The 17,654-nt window shown below is 63.4% G+C and carries 22 protein-coding genes; 9 read left to right on the forward strand and 13 right to left on the reverse strand.

What is annotated here, in order from left to right; genetic code table 11:
* Positions 1–109: 109 nt before the first annotated feature.
* The 3 genes from NKH03_RS21135 to NKH03_RS21145 form a co-directional block, all read right to left on the reverse strand.
* Positions 110–1,549 carry a GMC oxidoreductase gene (locus tag NKH03_RS21135; RefSeq protein WP_352970299.1) on the reverse strand — a complete coding sequence of 480 codons (1,440 nt, stop codon included), beginning with the start codon at positions 1,547–1,549 and terminating at the stop codon, positions 110–112.
* Complete coding sequence (locus NKH03_RS21140) at positions 1,546–1,746, reverse strand: hypothetical protein (protein ID WP_352970301.1); 201 nt, start codon at positions 1,744–1,746, stop codon at positions 1,546–1,548. Before NKH03_RS21140 ends, NKH03_RS21135 begins: the two co-directional genes overlap by 4 nt.
* A 215-nt stretch (positions 1,747–1,961) precedes the next feature.
* Positions 1,962–2,723, reverse strand: coding sequence for a GGDEF domain-containing protein (locus NKH03_RS21145; RefSeq protein ID WP_352970303.1), 762 nt, complete (start codon positions 2,721–2,723; stop codon positions 1,962–1,964).
* A 160-nt stretch (positions 2,724–2,883) separates the two neighbouring features.
* On the opposite strand from NKH03_RS21145, the gene NKH03_RS21150 reads away from it, so the two are divergent.
* Complete coding sequence (locus NKH03_RS21150; RefSeq protein WP_352870113.1) at positions 2,884–3,597, forward strand: pyrimidine 5'-nucleotidase; 714 nt, start codon at positions 2,884–2,886, stop codon at positions 3,595–3,597.
* Between the two features lie 100 nt (positions 3,598–3,697).
* Here NKH03_RS21150 and NKH03_RS21155 read toward each other — a convergent pair whose 3' ends face one another.
* Positions 3,698–4,543 carry an LOG family protein gene (locus NKH03_RS21155; RefSeq protein WP_352870112.1) on the reverse strand — a complete coding sequence of 282 codons (846 nt, stop codon included), beginning with the start codon at positions 4,541–4,543 and terminating at the stop codon, positions 3,698–3,700.
* 226 nt (positions 4,544–4,769) lie between these two features.
* Between NKH03_RS21155 and dapD the strand changes: the two genes are divergently transcribed.
* The 4 genes from dapD to NKH03_RS21175 all read left to right on the forward strand — a co-directional run bounded on the left by dapD (position 4,770) and on the right by NKH03_RS21175 (position 7,216).
* Complete coding sequence (gene dapD / locus NKH03_RS21160) at positions 4,770–5,624, forward strand: 2,3,4,5-tetrahydropyridine-2,6-dicarboxylate N-succinyltransferase (protein WP_352970305.1); 855 nt, start codon at positions 4,770–4,772, stop codon at positions 5,622–5,624.
* Between the two features lie 72 nt (positions 5,625–5,696).
* Complete coding sequence (locus tag NKH03_RS21165; RefSeq protein ID WP_352970307.1) at positions 5,697–6,059, forward strand: DUF805 domain-containing protein; 363 nt, start codon at positions 5,697–5,699, stop codon at positions 6,057–6,059.
* A complete protein-coding gene (locus NKH03_RS21170) occupies positions 6,052–6,426 on the forward strand; it encodes a DUF805 domain-containing protein (RefSeq protein WP_352870109.1) in 375 nt (124 codons plus the stop codon). The genes NKH03_RS21165 and NKH03_RS21170 overlap by 8 nt, the downstream gene beginning before the upstream one ends.
* 13 nt (positions 6,427–6,439) lie before the next feature.
* A complete protein-coding gene (locus tag NKH03_RS21175; protein WP_352870108.1) occupies positions 6,440–7,216 on the forward strand; it encodes a hypothetical protein in 777 nt (258 codons plus the stop codon).
* Here NKH03_RS21175 and NKH03_RS21180 read toward each other — a convergent pair.
* Complete coding sequence (locus tag NKH03_RS21180; RefSeq protein ID WP_352970309.1) at positions 7,116–8,159, reverse strand: 2-dehydropantoate 2-reductase; 1,044 nt, start codon at positions 8,157–8,159, stop codon at positions 7,116–7,118. The two genes, NKH03_RS21175 and NKH03_RS21180, sit on opposite strands and share 101 nt — an antisense overlap.
* A gap of 127 nt (positions 8,160–8,286) precedes the next feature.
* Between NKH03_RS21180 and dapE the strand changes: the two genes are divergently transcribed.
* Positions 8,287–9,480 carry a succinyl-diaminopimelate desuccinylase gene (dapE, locus tag NKH03_RS21185; RefSeq protein WP_352970311.1) on the forward strand — a complete coding sequence of 398 codons (1,194 nt, stop codon included), beginning with the start codon at positions 8,287–8,289 and terminating at the stop codon, positions 9,478–9,480.
* Positions 9,481–9,485: 5 nt separating this feature from the next.
* A complete protein-coding gene (locus tag NKH03_RS21190; protein WP_352970313.1) occupies positions 9,486–10,118 on the forward strand; it encodes a transporter in 633 nt (210 codons plus the stop codon).
* Here NKH03_RS21190 and truA read toward each other — a convergent pair.
* The 5 genes from truA to def form a co-directional block, all read right to left on the reverse strand.
* Positions 10,088–10,885 carry a tRNA pseudouridine(38-40) synthase TruA gene (gene truA, locus NKH03_RS21195; RefSeq protein WP_352870104.1) on the reverse strand — a complete coding sequence of 266 codons (798 nt, stop codon included), beginning with the start codon at positions 10,883–10,885 and terminating at the stop codon, positions 10,088–10,090. The two genes, NKH03_RS21190 and truA, sit on opposite strands and share 31 nt — an antisense overlap.
* 11 nt (positions 10,886–10,896) lie before the next feature.
* Positions 10,897–11,406 (reverse strand): GNAT family N-acetyltransferase, encoded by a 510-nt coding sequence (locus tag NKH03_RS21200; RefSeq protein ID WP_352878174.1) that lies wholly within the window; start codon positions 11,404–11,406, stop codon positions 10,897–10,899.
* Positions 11,403–12,356 (reverse strand): methionyl-tRNA formyltransferase, encoded by a 954-nt coding sequence (gene fmt / locus NKH03_RS21205; protein WP_352970315.1) that lies wholly within the window; start codon positions 12,354–12,356, stop codon positions 11,403–11,405. The genes NKH03_RS21200 and fmt overlap by 4 nt, the downstream gene beginning before the upstream one ends.
* Before the next feature lie 203 nt (positions 12,357–12,559).
* The gene (locus tag NKH03_RS21210) at positions 12,560–12,724 is read right to left on the reverse strand and encodes a hypothetical protein (RefSeq protein ID WP_352970317.1); all 165 of its coding nucleotides are present in this window, start codon (positions 12,722–12,724) and stop codon (positions 12,560–12,562) included.
* 56 nt (positions 12,725–12,780) lie between these two features.
* On the reverse strand, positions 12,781–13,311 hold the full coding sequence (def, locus tag NKH03_RS21215) for a peptide deformylase (protein ID WP_352970319.1): 531 nt from the start codon (positions 13,309–13,311) through the stop codon (positions 12,781–12,783).
* A gap of 103 nt (positions 13,312–13,414) precedes the next feature.
* Between def and NKH03_RS21220 the strand changes: the two genes are divergently transcribed.
* Complete coding sequence (locus tag NKH03_RS21220; RefSeq protein ID WP_352970321.1) at positions 13,415–14,686, forward strand: DNA recombination protein RmuC; 1,272 nt, start codon at positions 13,415–13,417, stop codon at positions 14,684–14,686.
* Between the two features lie 21 nt (positions 14,687–14,707).
* On the opposite strand, the gene NKH03_RS21225 is transcribed toward NKH03_RS21220, so the two are convergent.
* The 3 genes from NKH03_RS21225 to NKH03_RS21235 form a co-directional block, all read right to left on the reverse strand.
* Positions 14,708–15,112, reverse strand: coding sequence for a GFA family protein (locus NKH03_RS21225; RefSeq protein WP_352970323.1), 405 nt, complete (start codon positions 15,110–15,112; stop codon positions 14,708–14,710).
* 62 nt (positions 15,113–15,174) lie between these two features.
* Positions 15,175–16,140 carry a cation diffusion facilitator family transporter gene (locus NKH03_RS21230; RefSeq protein ID WP_352970325.1) on the reverse strand — a complete coding sequence of 322 codons (966 nt, stop codon included), beginning with the start codon at positions 16,138–16,140 and terminating at the stop codon, positions 15,175–15,177.
* 148 nt (positions 16,141–16,288) lie between these two features.
* The gene (locus tag NKH03_RS21235) at positions 16,289–17,098 is read right to left on the reverse strand and encodes a transglutaminase-like domain-containing protein (protein ID WP_352878166.1); all 810 of its coding nucleotides are present in this window, start codon (positions 17,096–17,098) and stop codon (positions 16,289–16,291) included.
* A gap of 336 nt (positions 17,099–17,434) precedes the next feature.
* Between NKH03_RS21235 and NKH03_RS21240 the strand changes: the two genes are divergently transcribed.
* Positions 17,435–17,560 carry a hypothetical protein gene (locus NKH03_RS21240; RefSeq protein WP_013528464.1) on the forward strand — a complete coding sequence of 42 codons (126 nt, stop codon included), beginning with the start codon at positions 17,435–17,437 and terminating at the stop codon, positions 17,558–17,560.
* Positions 17,561–17,654: the final 94 nt, after the last annotated feature.

Genomic DNA, 17,654 nt, shown 5'->3' on the forward strand with positions numbered 1-17,654 from the left:
GGGCGCGCTGCAGGCCGAGGGCGGCGTTGACGAAGCGCGATATCATCCGCCGGGACCATCACGGGCGCCGGCATTGTCCCTCAAATCCCAAAAAATTGCCGTAAAACCGTCAGGCGGTGACCACCTTGCTCAGATGGTCGCCCAGCCGGCAGGCCAGCGCGGTGATCGTCGTCGTCGGATTGCATTGGCCCGATGTGCAGAACACCGAGGAGCCGCCGACATAGAGATTGTCCATGCCGCGTACCTTGCAGTTGGCGTCGACGACACTCTTGATGACGTCCGTGCCCATACGTGTGCCGCCCATGTGGTGATGGCCCGCCGTCTCGTCATTGGTTGGGTAGTCCTGACCGTTGGCGATCCAGTCGGCGATGCGCACTCGGCCGAGATTCTTCTCGATCAACGTCGTGCCGAACAGTCTGAGCCCTTCGAGCAGGGTGCGGCGTTCCATCTCCGATTTCTTCCAGTGCAGCTCGATGCGCGGCACGCCGGCGTGGTCGACATCGGTCTTCGACAGCTCGACCTGGTTGGAGGCGAGCGGAGCCTGTTCCCAGGCGACATAGAGCTGCGCCGCGCAGCGCAGCCTCTGGCTGAGCTTGGAGGACATCCATTCGGCCATGTTGGGCGCCGTGCAGGCGAGATCGGCGATGAGGTTCTTGACGCCGGGATACGGCGTTTCGATCAGCCTGATGCCGAAGTTCATGATCTGCAGGCGCTCCACAGCGGCAAGCGTCGGCGAGAAGAAGGCCTCGTTGACGGCATCGACCTCGAACTCGGCATAGTTGGCCAGGATGGCGTTGCCGCCCTCGAAGGTCGGGTGCTCCATCCAGTAACGGCCAAGCGCTGTCGCATTCGGCACGACGCCGCCGTTCGAGCGCTGGTTCGACCACAAAAGCAGCCGCGAATTCTCCAGTCCGCCCGTGCAGACAATGAAATAATCGGCGCTGAAGAAGCCGGCATCCTGTCCGTTCGACCACAGCCTGGTGCCGGTCACGCGTCTGCCGTTGCCGGCAAGTTCAGTGGCACCGGTGTTGAGCACCACGGCGATGTTGCTGGCTTTGTCGAGTTCGTCGCCGAATTTCTCGGCGAAGCGCACAGCCGGGCTCTTGATCAACTGCACCCAGCGAATGTCGTCGGAGATCGGCATGTCCGGCCGGAAGGCTGGAAGGTCGAGAATATCGCGCACTTCCGGCAGATAGGGCTCGATGTCGGCGCGGCGGATCGGCCAGCCCGTATCGGGCACCCAGGCCTTCGGCTCGAAATCCTGTTTGTCGAGCACGCGGCACCAGCCGGCCCAGTGGTTGGAACTGCCACCCATGAACCGCAGCCGGGTGATGTCGAGATCGAAATAGAAATCGCCGACCGTGGTGCCACGGTAGAAATCCTGCGACTCGTCGCTGAACTCACGCGAGCCGGCCTCCATCACCACCACCGGAACGCCGGCGGCGCCGAGCTTGCGGGCAATGGTTGTGCCGGCCGGGCCGGAACCGAGGATGCAGACCTTGGGGGTGAAGTTCGCGGCGCGATACGCTGCGTAGCTGTCGAAGATCATGCCAGGTCGCTCCGCTTCAGGATCCAGCCATTGACCTCGACGATCTCGTTCGGGTCGGCCCGGGATGGATCGGCGCGGGATGGATCGGCATGCGAAGCATCGGCGTCAGGCAGCTTGCGGAACAGTGACAACGCGGGCAGCGCGATCAGCGCCTGCACGAGCGTGCGGCGTGATATTCTTTTGATGAAGAAACTCATGACTGGTCTCTCGGGTGGGGCCTCGGCTACGCATGGGGCGTTCCCGGAACGAAAGTTCCCGGAACGACAGTTTCCCTGAGCGACACATGCATCGCTGCGGAAGCCAGTATCGTGCCAAGCTTCACTACAAAGCAGCGGAAACCCCGGGCAGACGGTGCAACCGAGTACAAACAGGGTTAGAATTTCCTTAACGGTCCAGCGTATCGGCCGCCTGATTAGGCCGCTTCGGAAATGTCCGTGTCGAGGATCGTCAGGTTGCGGCCCTGATGCTTGGCCTGGTAGAGGCGCCGGTCGGCGGCGCGCATCAGGTCCGATACGCTGACATCCTCGCCACAGACGGTGCCGCCGATGCTGACGGTGAGCGGAATGGTCCGCTCATCGACGGGCCGGAAGCGGATCAGCTCGACTTCACGGCGAATGCGCTCGGCGACGCGCTTGGCCTCCTGCTCGGTGGCGCCGATCAGGAAGGCGCCGAACTCCTCGCCGCCGACGCGGCCGAGCACATCGCCGCTGCGCACGCCGCGCTGGATCGCGCTGGCGATCAAAAGCAGCGCGTCATCGCCGGTCAGGTGGCCAAAATTATCGTTGATCTTCTTGAAGTGGTCGGCGTCGATGATCAGCAGCGCGCCGCGATCGGACTTGCGGCGCGAACCGTCGAGCGCGGCAAAGAAGCTTTCCCGGTTGAGCATGCCGGTCATGTCGTCGCGGCTCGCCTTTTCGGCGAGGCGGCGATGCGCGGCGGCGAGCTGGGCATGCGCGCGAGCGAGCTCGCGATGCGCGTTTTTCAGCCTGTCGCTTTGCCAGAAAGTGCTTGCGCTGGCGGCCCATGTCAGCACCAGCGGACAGATCGTGGAGGTCAGCCAGATCGTGCGGTTGACCGGAAATCCCATCGCCGGAACGATGATCAGCGTCAAAAGGAGAGAGGCCGCCACAGAGGCGAAAGCAACGGCGGCGGATCTCAGAATTATGCTGTTCATCGCTTGCTCCCACAAGACCGTCTCTGTGCCAGCAAGCCCTGAAGGCCACCTTTCCCGGATGCATAAAATTTGAATCGTGAGGCAATTTACGCAACCTCAGCGAGCAGAAGTTGTGGATAAAGTCTCTTTCAGGCTGCCCGTTTCATGCCATAAGGAGCGCATGACCACGCTCCCCGACCCCGCCCGCTTCGCCCATGTCACCGATTGGGTGTTCGACCTCGACAACACGCTCTATCCGCATCATTCGAACCTGTTCTCGCAGATCGACGTCAAGATGACCGCCTATGTCGGCGAACTCCTGGCGCTGCCGCGCGACGACGCGCGCAAATTGCAGAAGGAACTCTACCGCGAATATGGCACGACGCTGAACGGGCTGATGACGCGCCACGGCATCGACCCCGACGATTTCCTCGAGAAGGTCCATGACATCGATTACTCATGGCTGGTGCCCGATCCCGTCCTCGGCACCGCCATCCGCCAGCTTCCGGGCCGCAAGTTCATCTTCACCAATGGCGACCGCAGGCATGCCGAACGCACCGCGCGCCAGCTCGGCATTCTCGACCATTTCGACGCCATCTTCGATATCGTCGCCGCGGGGCTCAATCCCAAGCCGGCACGCCAGACCTACGAGAAGTTCGCCGAACTTCATTCCGTCATCGGCCACAATGCGGTGATGTTCGAAGACCTTGCCCGCAATCTTGCGGTGCCGAAGTCGCTGGGCATGACCACGGTGCTTGTCGTGCCACGCAATTTCGAGCCGACCTTTTCGGAAATCTGGGAGCGCGACCCGGCCAACGAGGATGATGTCGATTTCGTCACCGACGATCTCGCGACGTTTCTCACGGCGATTGTGGAGGAGGGGGTAGGGAATTGAAGAACTGACGAATTGGGGAATCGATCCAGAACGCAGAGACCGCAATCCTCATTCTTCAATTCTTCAATTCCTCGATTCCCCAGTTCTCCGATTCCCAGCCCTATTCCCCTAACTTATAGAAGCGGCTGATGATCCCCCAGGCCTCGTCGGCGGTGTCGACGAAATCGATGATATCCTGGTCGCCGGGGCTGATCGTGCCCTGCTCGGCGAGGAAGTCGAGATCGATCGCCCGTTTCCAGAAGGATTTGCCGAACAGGATCACCGGCACGCGCTCCATGCGTCCGGTCTGGATCAGGGTCAGCGTCTCGAAGAACTCGTCCATCGTGCCGAAGCCGCCGGGGAATACCGCGACAGCCTTGGCGCGCATGACGAAATGCATCTTGCGGATGGCGAAATAGTGGAAGTTGAAGCAGAGCTCCGGCGTCACATAGATGTTCGGCGCCTGCTCGTGCGGCAGGACAATGTTGAGGCCGATCGACGGCGCGCCGACATCGTCGGCGCCGCGGTTTCCCGCTTCCATCACGCCGGGCCCGCCGCCGGTCACCACGACATATTCGCGGTAGTGTGATGTAGCCGAATGCTGCGAGCAGAGGCGGGCGAATTTGCGCGCCTCCTCGTAGTATTTGCTGTTTTCCTCGAGGTTCTTTCTCTGCGTTTCGTTCTTGGCCGCCCAGGCCTCGCCGCCGGGCTCGGGCAGGCGTGCGCCCCCAAACAGGATCACCGTCGAACGGATACCGCGCTCGGCCAGGATCATCTCAGGCTTCAAGAGTTCCAGCTGCAACCTGACCGCGCGCAATTCGCGCCGCGTCATGAAGTCGGGATCGTTCCAGGCGAGCCGGTATGTTTCGGCACGCGTCTGCGGCGTATCCGGCACGCTCTTCGACCGCTCCAGATCCTCGTCCGAATGCGGCAGCGGGGTCCACCCCGCCTTTTCCATAGGAGTCATAATTGCCTTACCCGTCCAAATTTTTCAGTTGCGCCGTCCCATGGCGCAGCCGCGATTGACCCTCATTGAGCCTTAACATAAGCAGGTTCCGCAAAAGTGTCCGACGGTTTGCGACAAGAACCTGCTACAGCAAAGACCCAGGCAGGCAAAGCCTGCCAGCGGTCCGCGCGCCTTTCAAAACAGGTTAAGGCGCAGCCCCTTAACAGCTTGGTAATGGAGCGAATTCATGTCGAAGCCCGATCTTGCGAGCCTCGAAAAGACCATTGAGACGGCCTTCGAGGAACGCGACACGATTTCGACGACGACGCGCGGCGAAGCGCGCGATGCCATCCGGTCGGCGCTCGACCTGCTCGACCGCGGCACCGTCCGCGTCGCCGAGCGGCAGGCCGACGGCAAATGGCATGTCAACCAGTGGCTGAAGAAGGCCGTGCTGTTGTCGTTCCGGCTCAACCCGATGGAAATCATCAAGGGCGGCCCGGGCGAGGCCGTGTGGTGGGACAAGGTGCCGTCGAAGTTCGATGGCTGGGGCGCCGTCGACTTCGAGAAGGCGGGCTTCCGTGCCGTGCCGTCGTCGATCGTGCGCCGTTCGGCCTATGTCGCGCCGGGCGCCGTGCTGATGCCGTCCTTCGTCAATGTCGGCGCCTATGTCGATACCGGCACCATGGTTGACACCTGGGCCTCGGTCGGCTCCTGCGCCCAGATCGGCAAGAACGTGCATCTGTCCGGCGGCGTCGGCATTGGCGGCGTGCTGGAGCCGATGCAGGCCGGCCCGACCATCATCGAGGACAATTGCTTCATCGGCGCGCGCTCTGAAGTGGTCGAGGGCTGCATCGTGCGCGAAGGCTCGGTGCTCGGCATGGGCGTCTTCATCGGCCAGTCGACCAAGATCGTCGACCGCGCCACCGGCGAGATTTTCTATGGCGAAGTGCCGCCGAATTCCGTCGTCGTCGCCGGCTCGCTGCCTGGCAAGCCGTTTCCGAACGGCGAGCCGGGTCCAAGCCTCTACTGCGCCGTCATCGTCAAGCGGGTCGACGCCAGGACCCGTTCCAAGACCTCGATCAACGAATTACTGCGCGATTGATCTTTGCGCAAAGCGGGCGCACCTTCCGCCGGCGCGACAATCGGTCGCGCTGGTTCAACGTGGAGGGGTGACATGGACTGGAAGTATCTGCTGACGAGCTTCGACGGCCGCATCAACCGTGCCAAATTCTGGGCCGCGATTGGAGTTTTCATGGTCATCGGCATCGTTGCCTTTATTCTCGATGCGATACTTGGCACACGCATCACCACGGCCAGCGGCGCCCAGATCGGCATCGTCGGCATTCTCGTCGCTCTGGCCTCGATCTATTTCGCACTCGCAGTCTACGCCAAGCGCTGGCATGATCGCAGCAAGTCGGGCTGGTGGAGCCTGATCATGCTGGTGCCTTTCATCGGCCCGATCTGGTTTCTGGTGGAATGCGGCATTCTCGAAGGCGCCAGGGGCGCCAATCAATATGGACCGGATCCGCTTGCCTGACAGATCACTCACCTGGCTTTTCTTCAAAATATCGGGCCGCGTCAGCCGCGCGGCCTATTTTCTTGGCGGGTTGCTCGTCGCCATCATCCAGGCCTTCCCGCTCTATCGCTTCACGCTGGTGCCGGAGGGCTCGCCCGAGAGCAACATGTGGTCGTTCATCTTCTTTGTCGCCTTCATCGCCTCGCTGTGGTCGAACATCGCGCTGGCGGTTAAACGGCTGCACGACCTGGACAAGCCGGGAATTGCCGCGCTGATCCTGTTCGTGCCGGTGGTCTCGATCGTCGCCTTCCTTGTGTTGTGCCTGTTTCCAGGGCAGCCTGGGCCCAACCGCTATGGCCGGCGCACCAACGAGCCGGCGCAACACTGAGGGCCGATCGGACATGCGCTACCGCACGCTTGATCCGAAACTGATCGTCGGGACCGCCGAGCGGCTGGAAGAGCGGATCGCCGACCGTTTCCCCGATGCGGGATTGCGTGGCGTCGCCGCCGAACTGGTCTCGCTGTCACGCGATCTGGCCAAGGCGGCCAAGGTGCTCGAAGCACCGATCTGGTGGCTGCGCGGGCTCATTGGCGCCGCCTTCGTCGCGGGTGTGCTGGTGTTCCTGTTCGTCGGTACCATCTTGCCGATCGACCGCATTTCGGGAACCCACGATGCCCTGCAGTCGGTGCAAGGCATAGAGGCTTCGATCAACACCGTCATACTCGCTGTGTTGGGCTTACTTGCCCTGATCCGCACCGAGGAGCGTATCAAGCGCAAAAGAGTCTTTCGCCAGCTGCACGGCCTGCGTTCGCTGATCCATGTCATCGACATGCACCAGTTGACCAAGGATCCGGCGGCCCTTTCGGCCGATTTCAGGCCGACGGTGCATTCGCCGGCGCGCATCACCAATGCCGCCGACCTGGCGCGCTATCTCGACTATTGCTCCGAAATGCTGTCGATCACCGGCAAGATCGCCGCGCTGTTCGCGCAGTCGGTCAATGACGACATCGTCATCGACGGCGTCAACGACATCGAGAACCTGGCGTCCAACCTGTCGCGTAAAATCTGGCAGAAGATCACGTTGATCGACGGCCGGCCGGCGGTACAACAATCTGTTCCGGCGCCAGGCCCGGCGAGCCAAGCCGCTCCGATTCCGCCGCGCGCACCAGCGCGGTGATCCGCTTGACCATCGGCGCCGGCGTGCCGGCTTTATCCGCCAGCCGCAGGATCGCGCCCTGCAAGTCGTCGATCTCCGTCGGCCGGCCGCGCTGCAAATCGTCCCACATCGACGAGCGCGCCCGCGGGTCGATCGCCAGCATGCGCCGGGCCAGCAGTTTGAACAGCCAGTCCGGCAGCCTGAGCACCTTCGGCAGCAGGGATGGCCGCAAGCCGGCAATCCGCGCCGGCTCGATGCCGGATGCTTTCATCGCCGTGAGCGCCTCGTCGATCTGACGGGCCAGGATCAGCCGCCAGCCCCGATCGGCCAATTCGGTTGCCAGCGGCAGGTCCGACAGCGCCACCAGCGCGTTGTTCAAATTCATCAGCAGCTTGCCCCACAGCACGGCCTTCATGTCGCCATGGGCTTCGACCGCAAACCCTTCGACACCGAGCAGGTCGACCAGGCTGGCGTCGCCGTCTTCGACCATCACCTTGCCGTCGCTGGCGCGGTGAACGCGCAGCGGCAGTTCGCCATCCGGGGACTGCACGACATTGAACGGCACCATGCCGGCCAGCACTGTTCGCCCGGCAAGCCCGGCGCGCAGTTTTTCGGCATTGTCGATGCCGTTCTGCAGACTGACCACCACGGCATCGGGGCGGGCATGGACCTTGATGAGGGTTGCCATATCCTGCGTCGCGCCGCTCTTGACCGTGACCAGGATCACGTCGGCCTGCGGCAGGGCAGCGGCCGGATCGGCGGTGACGGCAAGCGCCTCCGGCTTGATAGAGCGATCGCGGCCCTGGAGGTCGCTGACCCGCAACCCGCCCTGCCGCAACGCCGCATCGACACGCGGCCGGGCCAGCAGAATCACCCGGCGCCCGGAGAGCGCCAGGCAGCCGCCGGCATAGCAGCCGATGCTGCCGGCGCCGGCAATGACGATTCTTTTGTCCTGGTCTGCCATCCTGTCACCCGCACCGGGTCGCAGCTATACGACATGAAAACCATAATATCGGCGGTATCGCCAGCCATGAGGCTGGCCCCTATGTCTGGCCGTGACAGGCCCTCCGCTTTCGACTATCGCTTTTGCCATGACGCTGCCGACCGATCCCGCCGAAAACCTCGCCGCCCTTATCCGTTGTGCTTCGGTAACGCCCAACGAGGGCGGCGCGCTGACCGCGCTGGAGACGATGCTGAAGCCGCTCGGCTTCCTGGTCGACCGGCCGGTGTTTTCCGAAGACGGCACGCCCGACATCGAGAACCTCTATGCGCGACGGTCCGGCAACGGCCCGCATCTGATGTTCGCAGGCCATACCGACGTGGTGCCGGTCGGCGACGAAGCCGCCTGGACGCATCCGCCCTTCGCCGCCGAGATCGCCAATGGCGAGATGTATGGCCGTGGCGCGGTCGACATGAAGGGCGGCATTGCCTGTTTCATCGCCGCCGTGGCACGCCATGTCGAGACCAATGGCGGCCCGAAAGGATCGGTCTCGCTGCTGATCACCGGCGACGAGGAAGGCCCCGCCATCAACGGCACGGTCAAGCTACTCGAATGGGCGGCTTCCAGGGGCGAGAAATGGGATGCCTCCCTTGTCGGCGAGCCGACCAACCCCGATACGCTCGGCGACACGATCAAGATCGGCCGGCGCGGCTCGATGTCCGGGGCCATATCAGTCAATGGCCGCCAGGGCCATGTCGCCTATCCGCAGCTTGCCGACAATCCGGTGCGCGGGCTGATGAGCCTGGTCGACGCCTTGCTGCATCCTGTTTTCGACAAGGGAACCAGGGATTTCCAGCCGACCAATCTGGAGATAACCTCCATCGATGTCGGCAACCCGGCCACCAATGTCATTGCGGCCAAGGCGACCGCGACCTTCAACATCCGCTTCAACGACACCTGGACGGCCGAGACCCTGCAGGCCGAGATCCACAACCGGCTCGACCAGGCGGCCAGGCGCAAGAAGTACCGGCAGGCCAAGAAGACTCCGGTCGACTATGAGCTCGTCTGGCGCGACAGGCCGAGCCATGTCTTCCTGACCCGCGACGACAAACTGATCGAAACGCTTCGCGGCTCCATCAAGTCGACGGTCGGCAAGGAGCCGACGCTGTCGACCTCCGGCGGCACGTCCGACGCGCGTTTCATCAAGGACTACTGCCCGGTGGTCGAGTTCGGGCTGGTCGGCAAGACCATGCACATGGTCGACGAGCGCGTCGCCATTGCCGATCTCGAAACGCTGACGCAAATCTACCAGCGCTTCATCGAAGACTGGTTCGGACAGGGCTGAGCAACATGCTTTCGGCGGACGAAACCCAAGCTTCGCTGACGGGCGCCTGGCGGCTGATGCTCGGCAAGACCGACGGATTGCGCCTGCTCGACCTGTCGGCCGATGGTTTCTGGAATTCGTTTTTCGCCATTGTCGTTGCGGCACCAGCGCTGATCGTCGGCTGGGTCGGCGTCGCCAATGAGATCGGCGATCCCGACGCTTTCGCGGGGCGCTTCAGCATGCTGGTGCGTCTGGCGACGGTCGACATCGGCTCCTGGGTGCTGCCGCTGATCGTTCTGGCCCTGGTTGCGCCGCGCGCCGGCATTGGCGGCCGCTTCGTCCACTATGTCGTCGCCAGCAACTGGGCTTCGGCCATCACCGCCTGGCTGATGCTGCCCTCGGCGCTGATCAGACTCTTCCTGTCGTCTGCGAGCCAGGTTTCGAGCCTTGTGTCGCTGCTTCTGTTTGCCCTGTCGATGGTGCTGACCTGGCGCATGACCAACGCCACAATCGGCAGGGGCGCAGCGACCGGCACCGCCGTTTTCGTCGGCATGTTCATCGCCTCGCTGTTGGTGCTGTTCGGCCTGCAGACGCTGCTCGGCATCACCGTGCCGGACGATGTCGGGGCTCAGAGCCTTTCCGGGTTCGTCTCCGGGTAGTCGACCTCAGGATAATCGACGCCCCGATAATCGACGCCGATGAGAAACAGCCCGTCGGGTGGTGCCACCTGGCCGCAGGCGGCGCGGTCACGCGCCTCGAGCGCCGCTTTCATGTCGGCCGCGGTCCAGCCGCCGTCGCCGACGCGCTTGAGGGAACCGACCATCGAGCGCACCTGATTGTGCAGGAAGGAGCGCGCCGAGGCCCTTACCTCGATCACGTCATCTTGCCGGCTCACATCGAGCCGCTCCAGCGTCCTGATCGGGCTGTTCGCCTGGCACTGGGTGGAGCGGAAGGTGGTGAAGTCATGTCGTCCGAGCAGGACCTTTGCCGCTTCGTGCATGGCGACGGCGTCGAGCCGCTTCGGCACCCACCACACCTTGCCCTTGTCGAGCGCGGCCGGCGCGCGGCGGTTGAGGATGCGGTAGAGATAGTGGCGGCCGGTGGCCGAGAAGCGCGCGTCGAAACCGTCGGAGACGACCGTCGCCTTGAGGACGGCGATGCGCGCGCCGGCCGCCTGCAGATGGGCGTTGACGGCATCGCGCACCTTGTCGGTGGGCCACGCCTTGGCGAGGTCTACATGCGCCACCTGGGCGGTCGCATGCACGCCGGCATCGGTGCGGCCGGCAGCGCGCAGCCTGACCGCTTCGCCGCAGAATTTTTCGATCGCCTGCTCGATCGCCTGCTGCACTGAAGGCTGATCCGCCTGGTGCTGCCAGCCGGCAAACAGGCTGCCGTCATATTCGATGTCGAGGCGAAAACGCGGCAATTTGCACTCGCCTAGGCGGCGAGTGCCGAGCCGAAGGCCGAGGCGTAGACCAGTCTGCCGGCTTCCGGGGCATCGCCCCAGGCCAGTGCCTGCAGTGCCTCGCCTTGATACTCGCTCTCGAACTTTTCGGCGCGTGCATGGCTGTAGCCGAAACGGCTGTAATAGGCCGGATCGCCCAGCACCACGGCCAGCGTCTCGCCGCCATCCCGGAGACGGATATGTGCCTCGCGGATCAGCGCGCCGCCGATGCCGCTGCCATGGAACGAGGGCTCCACCGCCAGCGGTGCCAGCGCCACGGCCGCGAAGTTCTTGCCGCCGCTCTGGACGAACAGCCGGGAAAACAGGATATGGCCGACCACCTGGCCGTCTTCTTCCGCCACCAGTTCGGCAACGGCGTCGCCGCCGGTCACCAGCGCGTCGACCAGCCCGGCCTCCGCCTGCTGGCCGAAAGCGTGCTCCTCGACGAGGCGAATGGCCTCGCGATCTCGCGGCGTCGCCGCGCGTATCGACATCATGCTCATGAGAATTTCATTCCTTTTTCGATCTTGGCCCCGCGCAGGAATTCCGACGCGGCGGCGGGCCTTCCGCCCGCCCGTTGAACTTCGACCAGCCTGATCGCGCCTGTCCCGCAGGCGACAGTCAGCCGGTCATCGAGAATTCCTCCCGACTCGCCCAAATCTTCCGAAAGCGACAGGCCTTGCGGTAGCGTCGAGCGAAGCAGTTTCAGCCGTTCCGGGCGGCCGCCAATTCCTATCTCCGACCAGGCGCCGGGAAAGGGCGACAGGCCACGAATATGATTGTGGACCTCGCTCGCCGAGCGAGTCCAGTCCACGCGCGTCTCGGATTTATCGATTTTCTTGGCGTAGGTCACCCCATCCACAGCTTGTGGGGTAAATGTCAGGGTGTTCCTTTCCAGTCGCGCCAGCGCTTCCACCATCAGGGCTGCGCCGACACTCATCAACCGATCATGCAGATCGCCGGCAGTCATATCGGGTTCGATGGTACATTTTTCAACCATTCCGACCGGGCCAGTGTCCAGGCCCTCTTCCATGCGCATCACCATCATGCCGCTTTCCAAGTCACCGGCCATGATGGCGCGCTGGATCGGCGCGGCGCCGCGCCAGCGCGGCAGAAGCGAGGCATGGCCGTTGATGCAGCCAAGCCGGGTTGCGTCCAGAACCGCCTTCGGCAGCAGCAAGCCATAGGCGACGACCACGGCGACATCGGCGTGCAAGGCACGGAAGGCGGCCTGCTCGGCCTCGCTCTTGAGCGATGTGGGCGTGCGCGTCTCGATGCCCAGCCGCTCCGCCTCGCGCTGCACCGGCGACGGCGTCAGTTCCAGTCCGCGCCGTCCGGCGGCGCGCGGCGGTTGCGTATAGACGGCGGCGACATCGTGACCGGCCTCGGCAATGGCGTGCAGCGTCGGCACCGAAAACTCGGGCGTGCCCATGAAGATGACGCGAAGGGGCATTTTTCTTTCGATATCCTATCTTCTGCTCGCGCCGTGAGCCGGCTCAGGCACCCGCTTCAAACGGGTTTATGATCTTCAGGTCAAGGCCGTCAAAGTCGCGGGCGACCACGGTCGCTTTTCCTTTCCGCTTCGATTGTGTCCATGATCTCGGCGTATTCATCGCCAATTGCGCTTTCAGCGACGAAAGCCGAGCGAATCGCGTCCTATGCCGAGAGGCTCAGCTCCTGCTGAGATCGCCGTTCCGCAGCCATGCCTTTGCGCAAAAGATCGATGGCCCTGTCCGACAGGCTCTGGCCGACCTTGTGTGCCGCCAGTTCGATTTCGCGTTTCAAAGGCTCGGGAATGTCTCTGATCAGGATGTCGGCCATCGGCATCTCCATTTGGTGCTGTGCCGCCGACATCAGGCCTGGAGTGGACTCCAGCCCTATCCCATCAGCTTGCCCGGCGCCTTGTCCTTGGCGAGCTTCTTGAATTTCTTCACCACCATGTCGCGCTTCAGCTTCGAGATGTGGTCGATGAACAAGACACCGTTGAGGTGGTCGATCTCGTGCTGCAGGCAGGTCGCCATCAGGCCCTCTGCCTCCAACTCCTGCAATTTGCCGTCGCGGTCGAGATATTTGACCCGCACGGAGGCCGGGCGTTCGACCTCGGCGTAGTAGTCCGGGATCGACAGGCAGCCCTCCTCGTAGACGGAGCGCGCATCGGCGCTCTCCAGGATTTCCGGGTTGATGAAGACGTGCGGCGCCGGCTCTTCGTCTTCCTTGGCGAGATCGATCACCAGCATGCGCAGCGGCTCGCCGATCTGGATTGCGGCCAGCCCGATGCCGGGGGCGTCATACATGGTCGCCAACATGTCGTCGGCCAATTTGCGCAAAGGCGCGTCGACGCGCTCCACCGGCTTGGAAACCTGGCGCAGGATGGGGTCGGGAAGGATGATGAGCGGCTTGATCGGCATGGCGTTCCACCTAAGACCTCCAGCGAAAAGCGTCAACCGCCGGGCTTGAGGCTCGTTCACGTTTTGATCTGTGTCAGCCGTGCGAATCATCTATGCTGTCCACATGAATGATCTGACCACCATCCTTTCCGAACCTGTCGCCCGGCTTGGCGCCACCACGATCACGCTCGGCCATGCGCTGGCCTTCGGCGTCTTGCTGTTCCTCGGCCTGTTCGTGGCGCTCGTCATCGCGCTGTGGCGATCGGCCAAGGCGCGCGCCGTCGCCGCGGCCGAAGCCGCCGACCATGCCCGCGACGCCGAGGCGCGGATGGCCGGCATTTTGCAATCGCAAGCGGAGATGCAGGGCCGCATGGGCGCCATCGCCGAGGTGTTCGGGGCACGGCAGGCGGAATTGACGCAGTCGATCGGCCTGCGCCTCGACGCCATGACCGGCCGCCTCGGCCAGACCATGACCGAGCAGACCAAATCGACGCATGAAAGCCTGGCCAAATTGCAGGAGCGACTGGCGATCATCGATGTCGCGCAGGGCAATATCCAGTCGCTCGCCGGCCAGGTCGTGCAGTTGCAGGCGATCCTCTCCAACAAGCAGACGCGCGGCGCCTTCGGCCAGTCGCGCATGGAGGCTATCGTCGCCGACGGCCTGCCGCACGGCGCCTATGAATTCCAGGCGACGCTGTCGAACGGCAGCCGGCCCGATTGCCTGGTGAAGATGCCGAACGGCGCCCCGTCGCTTGCCATCGACGCGAAGTTTCCGCTGGAAGCCTGGAATGCCATCCGCGCCGCCGACGGCCCCGACTTGCAGAAGGTCGCCTCGCAGGCCTTCCGCCGCGACATCGAGATCCATGTCCGCGATATATCGGAAAAATACCTCATCCAGGGCGAGACGCAGGACACCGCCTTCATGTTCGTGCCGTCGGAATCGGTGTTCGCCGAGATCCACGAGAATTTCGAGGCGATCGTCCACAAGGCGCATCGCGCCCGTGTCGTCATCGTCTCGCCGTCGCTGCTGATGCTGTCGATCCAGGTCATCCAGGCGATCCTCAAGGACGCCCGCATGCGCGAACAGGCGCATCTGATCCAGGGCGAGGTCATCCGGCTGATGGAGGACGTTGCGCGTGTCGACGAGCGTGTGCGCAAGCTGCAGGTCCATTTCGGCCAGTCCGCCAAGGACATCGACGACATCCTGGTTTCGACGTCGAAGGTCACCAAGCGCGGCCAGAAGATCGAGGCGCTGGAATTCGGCGCGCAGCCCGACGGCGATGCCGCCGCGGACGCGGCGTCACGGGCTCCCGCTGCGAAGGTCGACGCGAGCCCCCGCGTCGCCGATTCGAAAACCGGACAGCTCAGGCTGAGGGTCGTCGAAGGCGACGACTGAGCGACGGCGCCGGATCCGCCCCTACTGCTCTTCCTTGGTCGCCATACCCGGGAATTCCGGCAGCCATGGCAGCGCCGAGCGATGCCAGCTCTGCCTTCTCGGGACCAGTTGTTCACGTTGCCGCGCCGTGCCGACCCGGATGCCATAAACCTTCGGCCCGTCGCCAACCGATGTGGCGTAGAGATGCGAGCCGCACTCGCCGCAAAAGCCCTGCGCGCGCTTGGCGCCGCTCGATCCTGTCTTGATATAGACCTTTGGCGCACCCTTGGTGATCCGGTACTGGCCTTCCGGCGCGCCCACGGTCACGCGAAAAGCCGTTCCGGTCAGTTGCTGGCAATCGATGCAGTGGCAGATTCCGGTGTTCTCCGGGTCGACCTCCGCCTCGTAGGTGATGGCGCCACAATGGCAGCCGCCGTCGATTTTCATCCTCGTTCCTCCAAAGTCTCTTTGATCTTAGCAAGGCAAGACCGTGAGGCAATGGCGCAACGCTAGTCCAGCGCCGGATCGGACGCGGTCTCGATCAGCTTGCTCCGCTTTTCCCATGTGCCGGTGGTCTGCGGCTTGACGAATAGCCGCGTGATCTCCGGCATCTCCTTTTTCAGCCGCGCCTCCAGGCGCTCGACGCAAGCTTCGATCTCCGGCGCCGTCAGATGATCCTCGAACTCGATACTCAGGCCGGCGACGATCTCCGCCGGCCCCATATGGACGGTCAGGACGCCGTTCGCCTGCCGCACCGCCGGATCCTGCTGGGCGATCGCCAGCACCTGTCTCTGCACTTCGGGCGACGCCGGCTCGCCGATCAGCAGGCCCTTGCTTTCGCGGGCCAGGAAAATCGCCGTCGCGCCAAGGATCAGCCCAATACCGATCGAGGCGGCGCCGTCGAGTTCCGGCTTCTTCAGCAGTTCCGCCGCCAGGATGCCGGCAAAGGCGACGATCAGGCCGAGCAGGGCCGCAGTGTCTTCGAACAGCACGGTATAGACGCTCGGATCCTTGCTCGATTGCACTGCCCGCAGCCAGCCCTGCTTGCCCTTCTGCTTGCGGAACTCCTTCAGCGCCACCAGCCATGAGCTGCCCTCGAACAGGAAAGAGAGGCCCAGGACGATATAGTTCACCTTGACGTTGGCGACCGGTTCCGGCGCCATGATGTGGATCACGCCCTCGTAGAACGAGACCCCGGCGCCCACGGCAAAGACGAGAAGTGCGACGATGAAGCTCCAGAAATACAGTTCGCGCCCGTGACCGAGCGGATGCGTGCGGTCAGCCGGACGGGCGGCGCGATGCATGCCGTAGAGCAGCAGGCCGCCATTGCCGGTATCGACCAGCGAATGCACGCCTTCCGACAGCATCGCCGAGCTGCCGGTGAAGAAGGCGGCGGCGAACTTGGTCAACGCGATGGCGAGATTGCCGGCCAGCGCCGCGTAGATCACCCTTTTTGAGCCGCCATGCCCAGCCATGGTGTGTGTCCCCGTTTAGATGAGCACCCAGCCTAACGGCCAGACGGCAGAAGCTCCACAGGCATCACAACGCACGAACCGCGGGCTCGTTCAAGGCTGGCGTCCGTCAAAGACATTGCTGGTTAGAGATTGGCTGGCGGAAGGCGGGCTAGTCGACGATCTCTTCGGTCCACACCTTGAAGGCGGCGAGCGTGCCCGGCCCGAAAATATGGGTCAGCGGCACGTCGGCGGCGTCACGGCCGGAGGCGATCAGGATGCGGCCGATGCGCGGCGCATTGTTGCGCGGGTCGAAGACATGCCAGCGGCCGCCGAGATAAACCTCCATCCAGGCGCAAAAATCCATGCTCGCCCATGGCTTCGGCATGCCGATGTCGCTGATGTAGCCGGTGCAATAGCGCGTCGGGATGTTGAGTGCCCGGCAGAAGGTGACGGCAAGATGCGCGTAGTCGCGGCACACGCCGCTCTGTTCGCGATAGGCCTCCGCGGCGGTGCGTGTCGGCCGCGCGTTGCCGTAGTTGAAGACGATATGATTGTGGACGAAGTCGCAGACCGCCTGGACGCGTGGAATGCCAAGCGGCGTATGCCCAAACAGTCGCCATGCCTCGCTCGCCAGTAGGTCGCTCTCGCAAAACCGGCTGGGCAGCAGAAACAGCAGTGTGTCCGCCGGCAGGTCGCGCACCTCGTGCTGCCAGGCCATCAGGTCGCCCATCTCGAAGGTGCCGGGATCGCGGATCACGGCATCGGTGCCGAAGGTGAAACGCCCGGGCGGCGCGACGAACCGGTTGCACCAATTGCCGAAACTGTCGCGGTAGCTCTCTATCGGTACCGGCGGGTTGGAGATCAGGAAATCCGGCCGCTCGAGATCGGAGGCACGCGAATAGTGGACATTCAGCATTGCGATGAGCGGCGTTTCCTGAGGAAAGTCGAAGCTCATCTCGCAGCCGATGTGGATTCGCATTGTCGTCCTGACGGCCTGCCTGACGATCACCCGGCGACGGCACGGGTTGATGCTGCAGTGCGAAAATGACCATGGCACGGACCGCCATGGTTTACGAGCAAATTAGAGCAATTCCAGGAAAAGTGTGAAGCGGTTTTCCCGGGAAAACGCATAGCGTTTTCCCTTGGGAATTGCGTCAAAACAAAGAGTTAGAGCTATTCACCGTTTCCAGGAAACGGTGAATAGTTCTAGAAACCGGTTGAAAGCGATCCGCTGACGGTGACGGCAGTCGCTAACCCCTTGCAGTCGGGCGGTTCTCTTGTTTCACTTCGCTTCCCGCAATCGGAGGAACGAATCATGGCTAAAGGTGCGATGAAGGCAGGCAAGGAAGCCCGCAAGCCGAAGAAGGACGCCAAGAAGCCCGCCCCGGCTCCGGCCCTCAAGGCGCCGCCGGTGAAAGCGATGAAGCTCAAGGACAAGTAGGTCCGGCCAATTCGCTTCGGAATGGGATTGCGACCGGCAACGGTGTGCCGGTCGTTGTCGATCGAGCGCCCGAAATTCTTATATTGGCATGGCG

The organism is Mesorhizobium sp. M1406, assembly GCF_040317555.1.
In the GTDB taxonomy this organism is placed as follows: Bacteria; Pseudomonadota; Alphaproteobacteria; order Rhizobiales; family Rhizobiaceae; genus Mesorhizobium.

What these genes read in the sequence shown, in the direction of transcription:
- NKH03_RS21135 (WP_352970299.1), bottom strand. Translation starts at nt 1,549, where the DNA reads ATGATCTTCGACAGCTACGCAGCGTATCGCGCCGCGAACTTCACCCCC.
- NKH03_RS21140 (WP_352970301.1), bottom strand. Translation starts at nt 1,746, where the DNA reads ATGAGTTTCTTCATCAAAAGAATATCACGCCGCACGCTCGTGCAGGCG.
- NKH03_RS21145 (WP_352970303.1), bottom strand. Translation starts at nt 2,723, where the DNA reads ATGAACAGCATAATTCTGAGATCCGCCGCCGTTGCTTTCGCCTCTGTG.
- NKH03_RS21150 (WP_352870113.1), top strand. Translation starts at nt 2,884, where the DNA reads ATGACCACGCTCCCCGACCCCGCCCGCTTCGCCCATGTCACCGATTGG.
- NKH03_RS21155 (WP_352870112.1), bottom strand. Translation starts at nt 4,543, where the DNA reads ATGACTCCTATGGAAAAGGCGGGGTGGACCCCGCTGCCGCATTCGGAC.
- dapD (WP_352970305.1), top strand. Translation starts at nt 4,770, where the DNA reads ATGTCGAAGCCCGATCTTGCGAGCCTCGAAAAGACCATTGAGACGGCC.
- NKH03_RS21165 (WP_352970307.1), top strand. Translation starts at nt 5,697, where the DNA reads ATGGACTGGAAGTATCTGCTGACGAGCTTCGACGGCCGCATCAACCGT.
- NKH03_RS21175 (WP_352870108.1), top strand. Translation starts at nt 6,440, where the DNA reads ATGCGCTACCGCACGCTTGATCCGAAACTGATCGTCGGGACCGCCGAG.
- NKH03_RS21180 (WP_352970309.1), bottom strand. Translation starts at nt 8,159, where the DNA reads ATGGCAGACCAGGACAAAAGAATCGTCATTGCCGGCGCCGGCAGCATC.
- dapE (WP_352970311.1), top strand. Translation starts at nt 8,287, where the DNA reads ATGACGCTGCCGACCGATCCCGCCGAAAACCTCGCCGCCCTTATCCGT.
- NKH03_RS21190 (WP_352970313.1), top strand. Translation starts at nt 9,486, where the DNA reads ATGCTTTCGGCGGACGAAACCCAAGCTTCGCTGACGGGCGCCTGGCGG.
- NKH03_RS21200 (WP_352878174.1), bottom strand. Translation starts at nt 11,406, where the DNA reads ATGAGCATGATGTCGATACGCGCGGCGACGCCGCGAGATCGCGAGGCC.
- fmt (WP_352970315.1), bottom strand. Translation starts at nt 12,356, where the DNA reads ATGCCCCTTCGCGTCATCTTCATGGGCACGCCCGAGTTTTCGGTGCCG.
- NKH03_RS21210 (WP_352970317.1), bottom strand. Translation starts at nt 12,724, where the DNA reads ATGGCCGACATCCTGATCAGAGACATTCCCGAGCCTTTGAAACGCGAA.
- def (WP_352970319.1), bottom strand. Translation starts at nt 13,311, where the DNA reads ATGCCGATCAAGCCGCTCATCATCCTTCCCGACCCCATCCTGCGCCAG.
- NKH03_RS21220 (WP_352970321.1), top strand. Translation starts at nt 13,415, where the DNA reads ATGAATGATCTGACCACCATCCTTTCCGAACCTGTCGCCCGGCTTGGC.
- NKH03_RS21225 (WP_352970323.1), bottom strand. Translation starts at nt 15,112, where the DNA reads ATGAAAATCGACGGCGGCTGCCATTGTGGCGCCATCACCTACGAGGCG.
- NKH03_RS21230 (WP_352970325.1), bottom strand. Translation starts at nt 16,140, where the DNA reads ATGGCTGGGCATGGCGGCTCAAAAAGGGTGATCTACGCGGCGCTGGCC.
- NKH03_RS21235 (WP_352878166.1), bottom strand. Translation starts at nt 17,098, where the DNA reads ATGCGAATCCACATCGGCTGCGAGATGAGCTTCGACTTTCCTCAGGAA.
- NKH03_RS21240 (WP_013528464.1), top strand. Translation starts at nt 17,435, where the DNA reads ATGGCTAAAGGTGCGATGAAGGCAGGCAAGGAAGCCCGCAAGCCGAAG.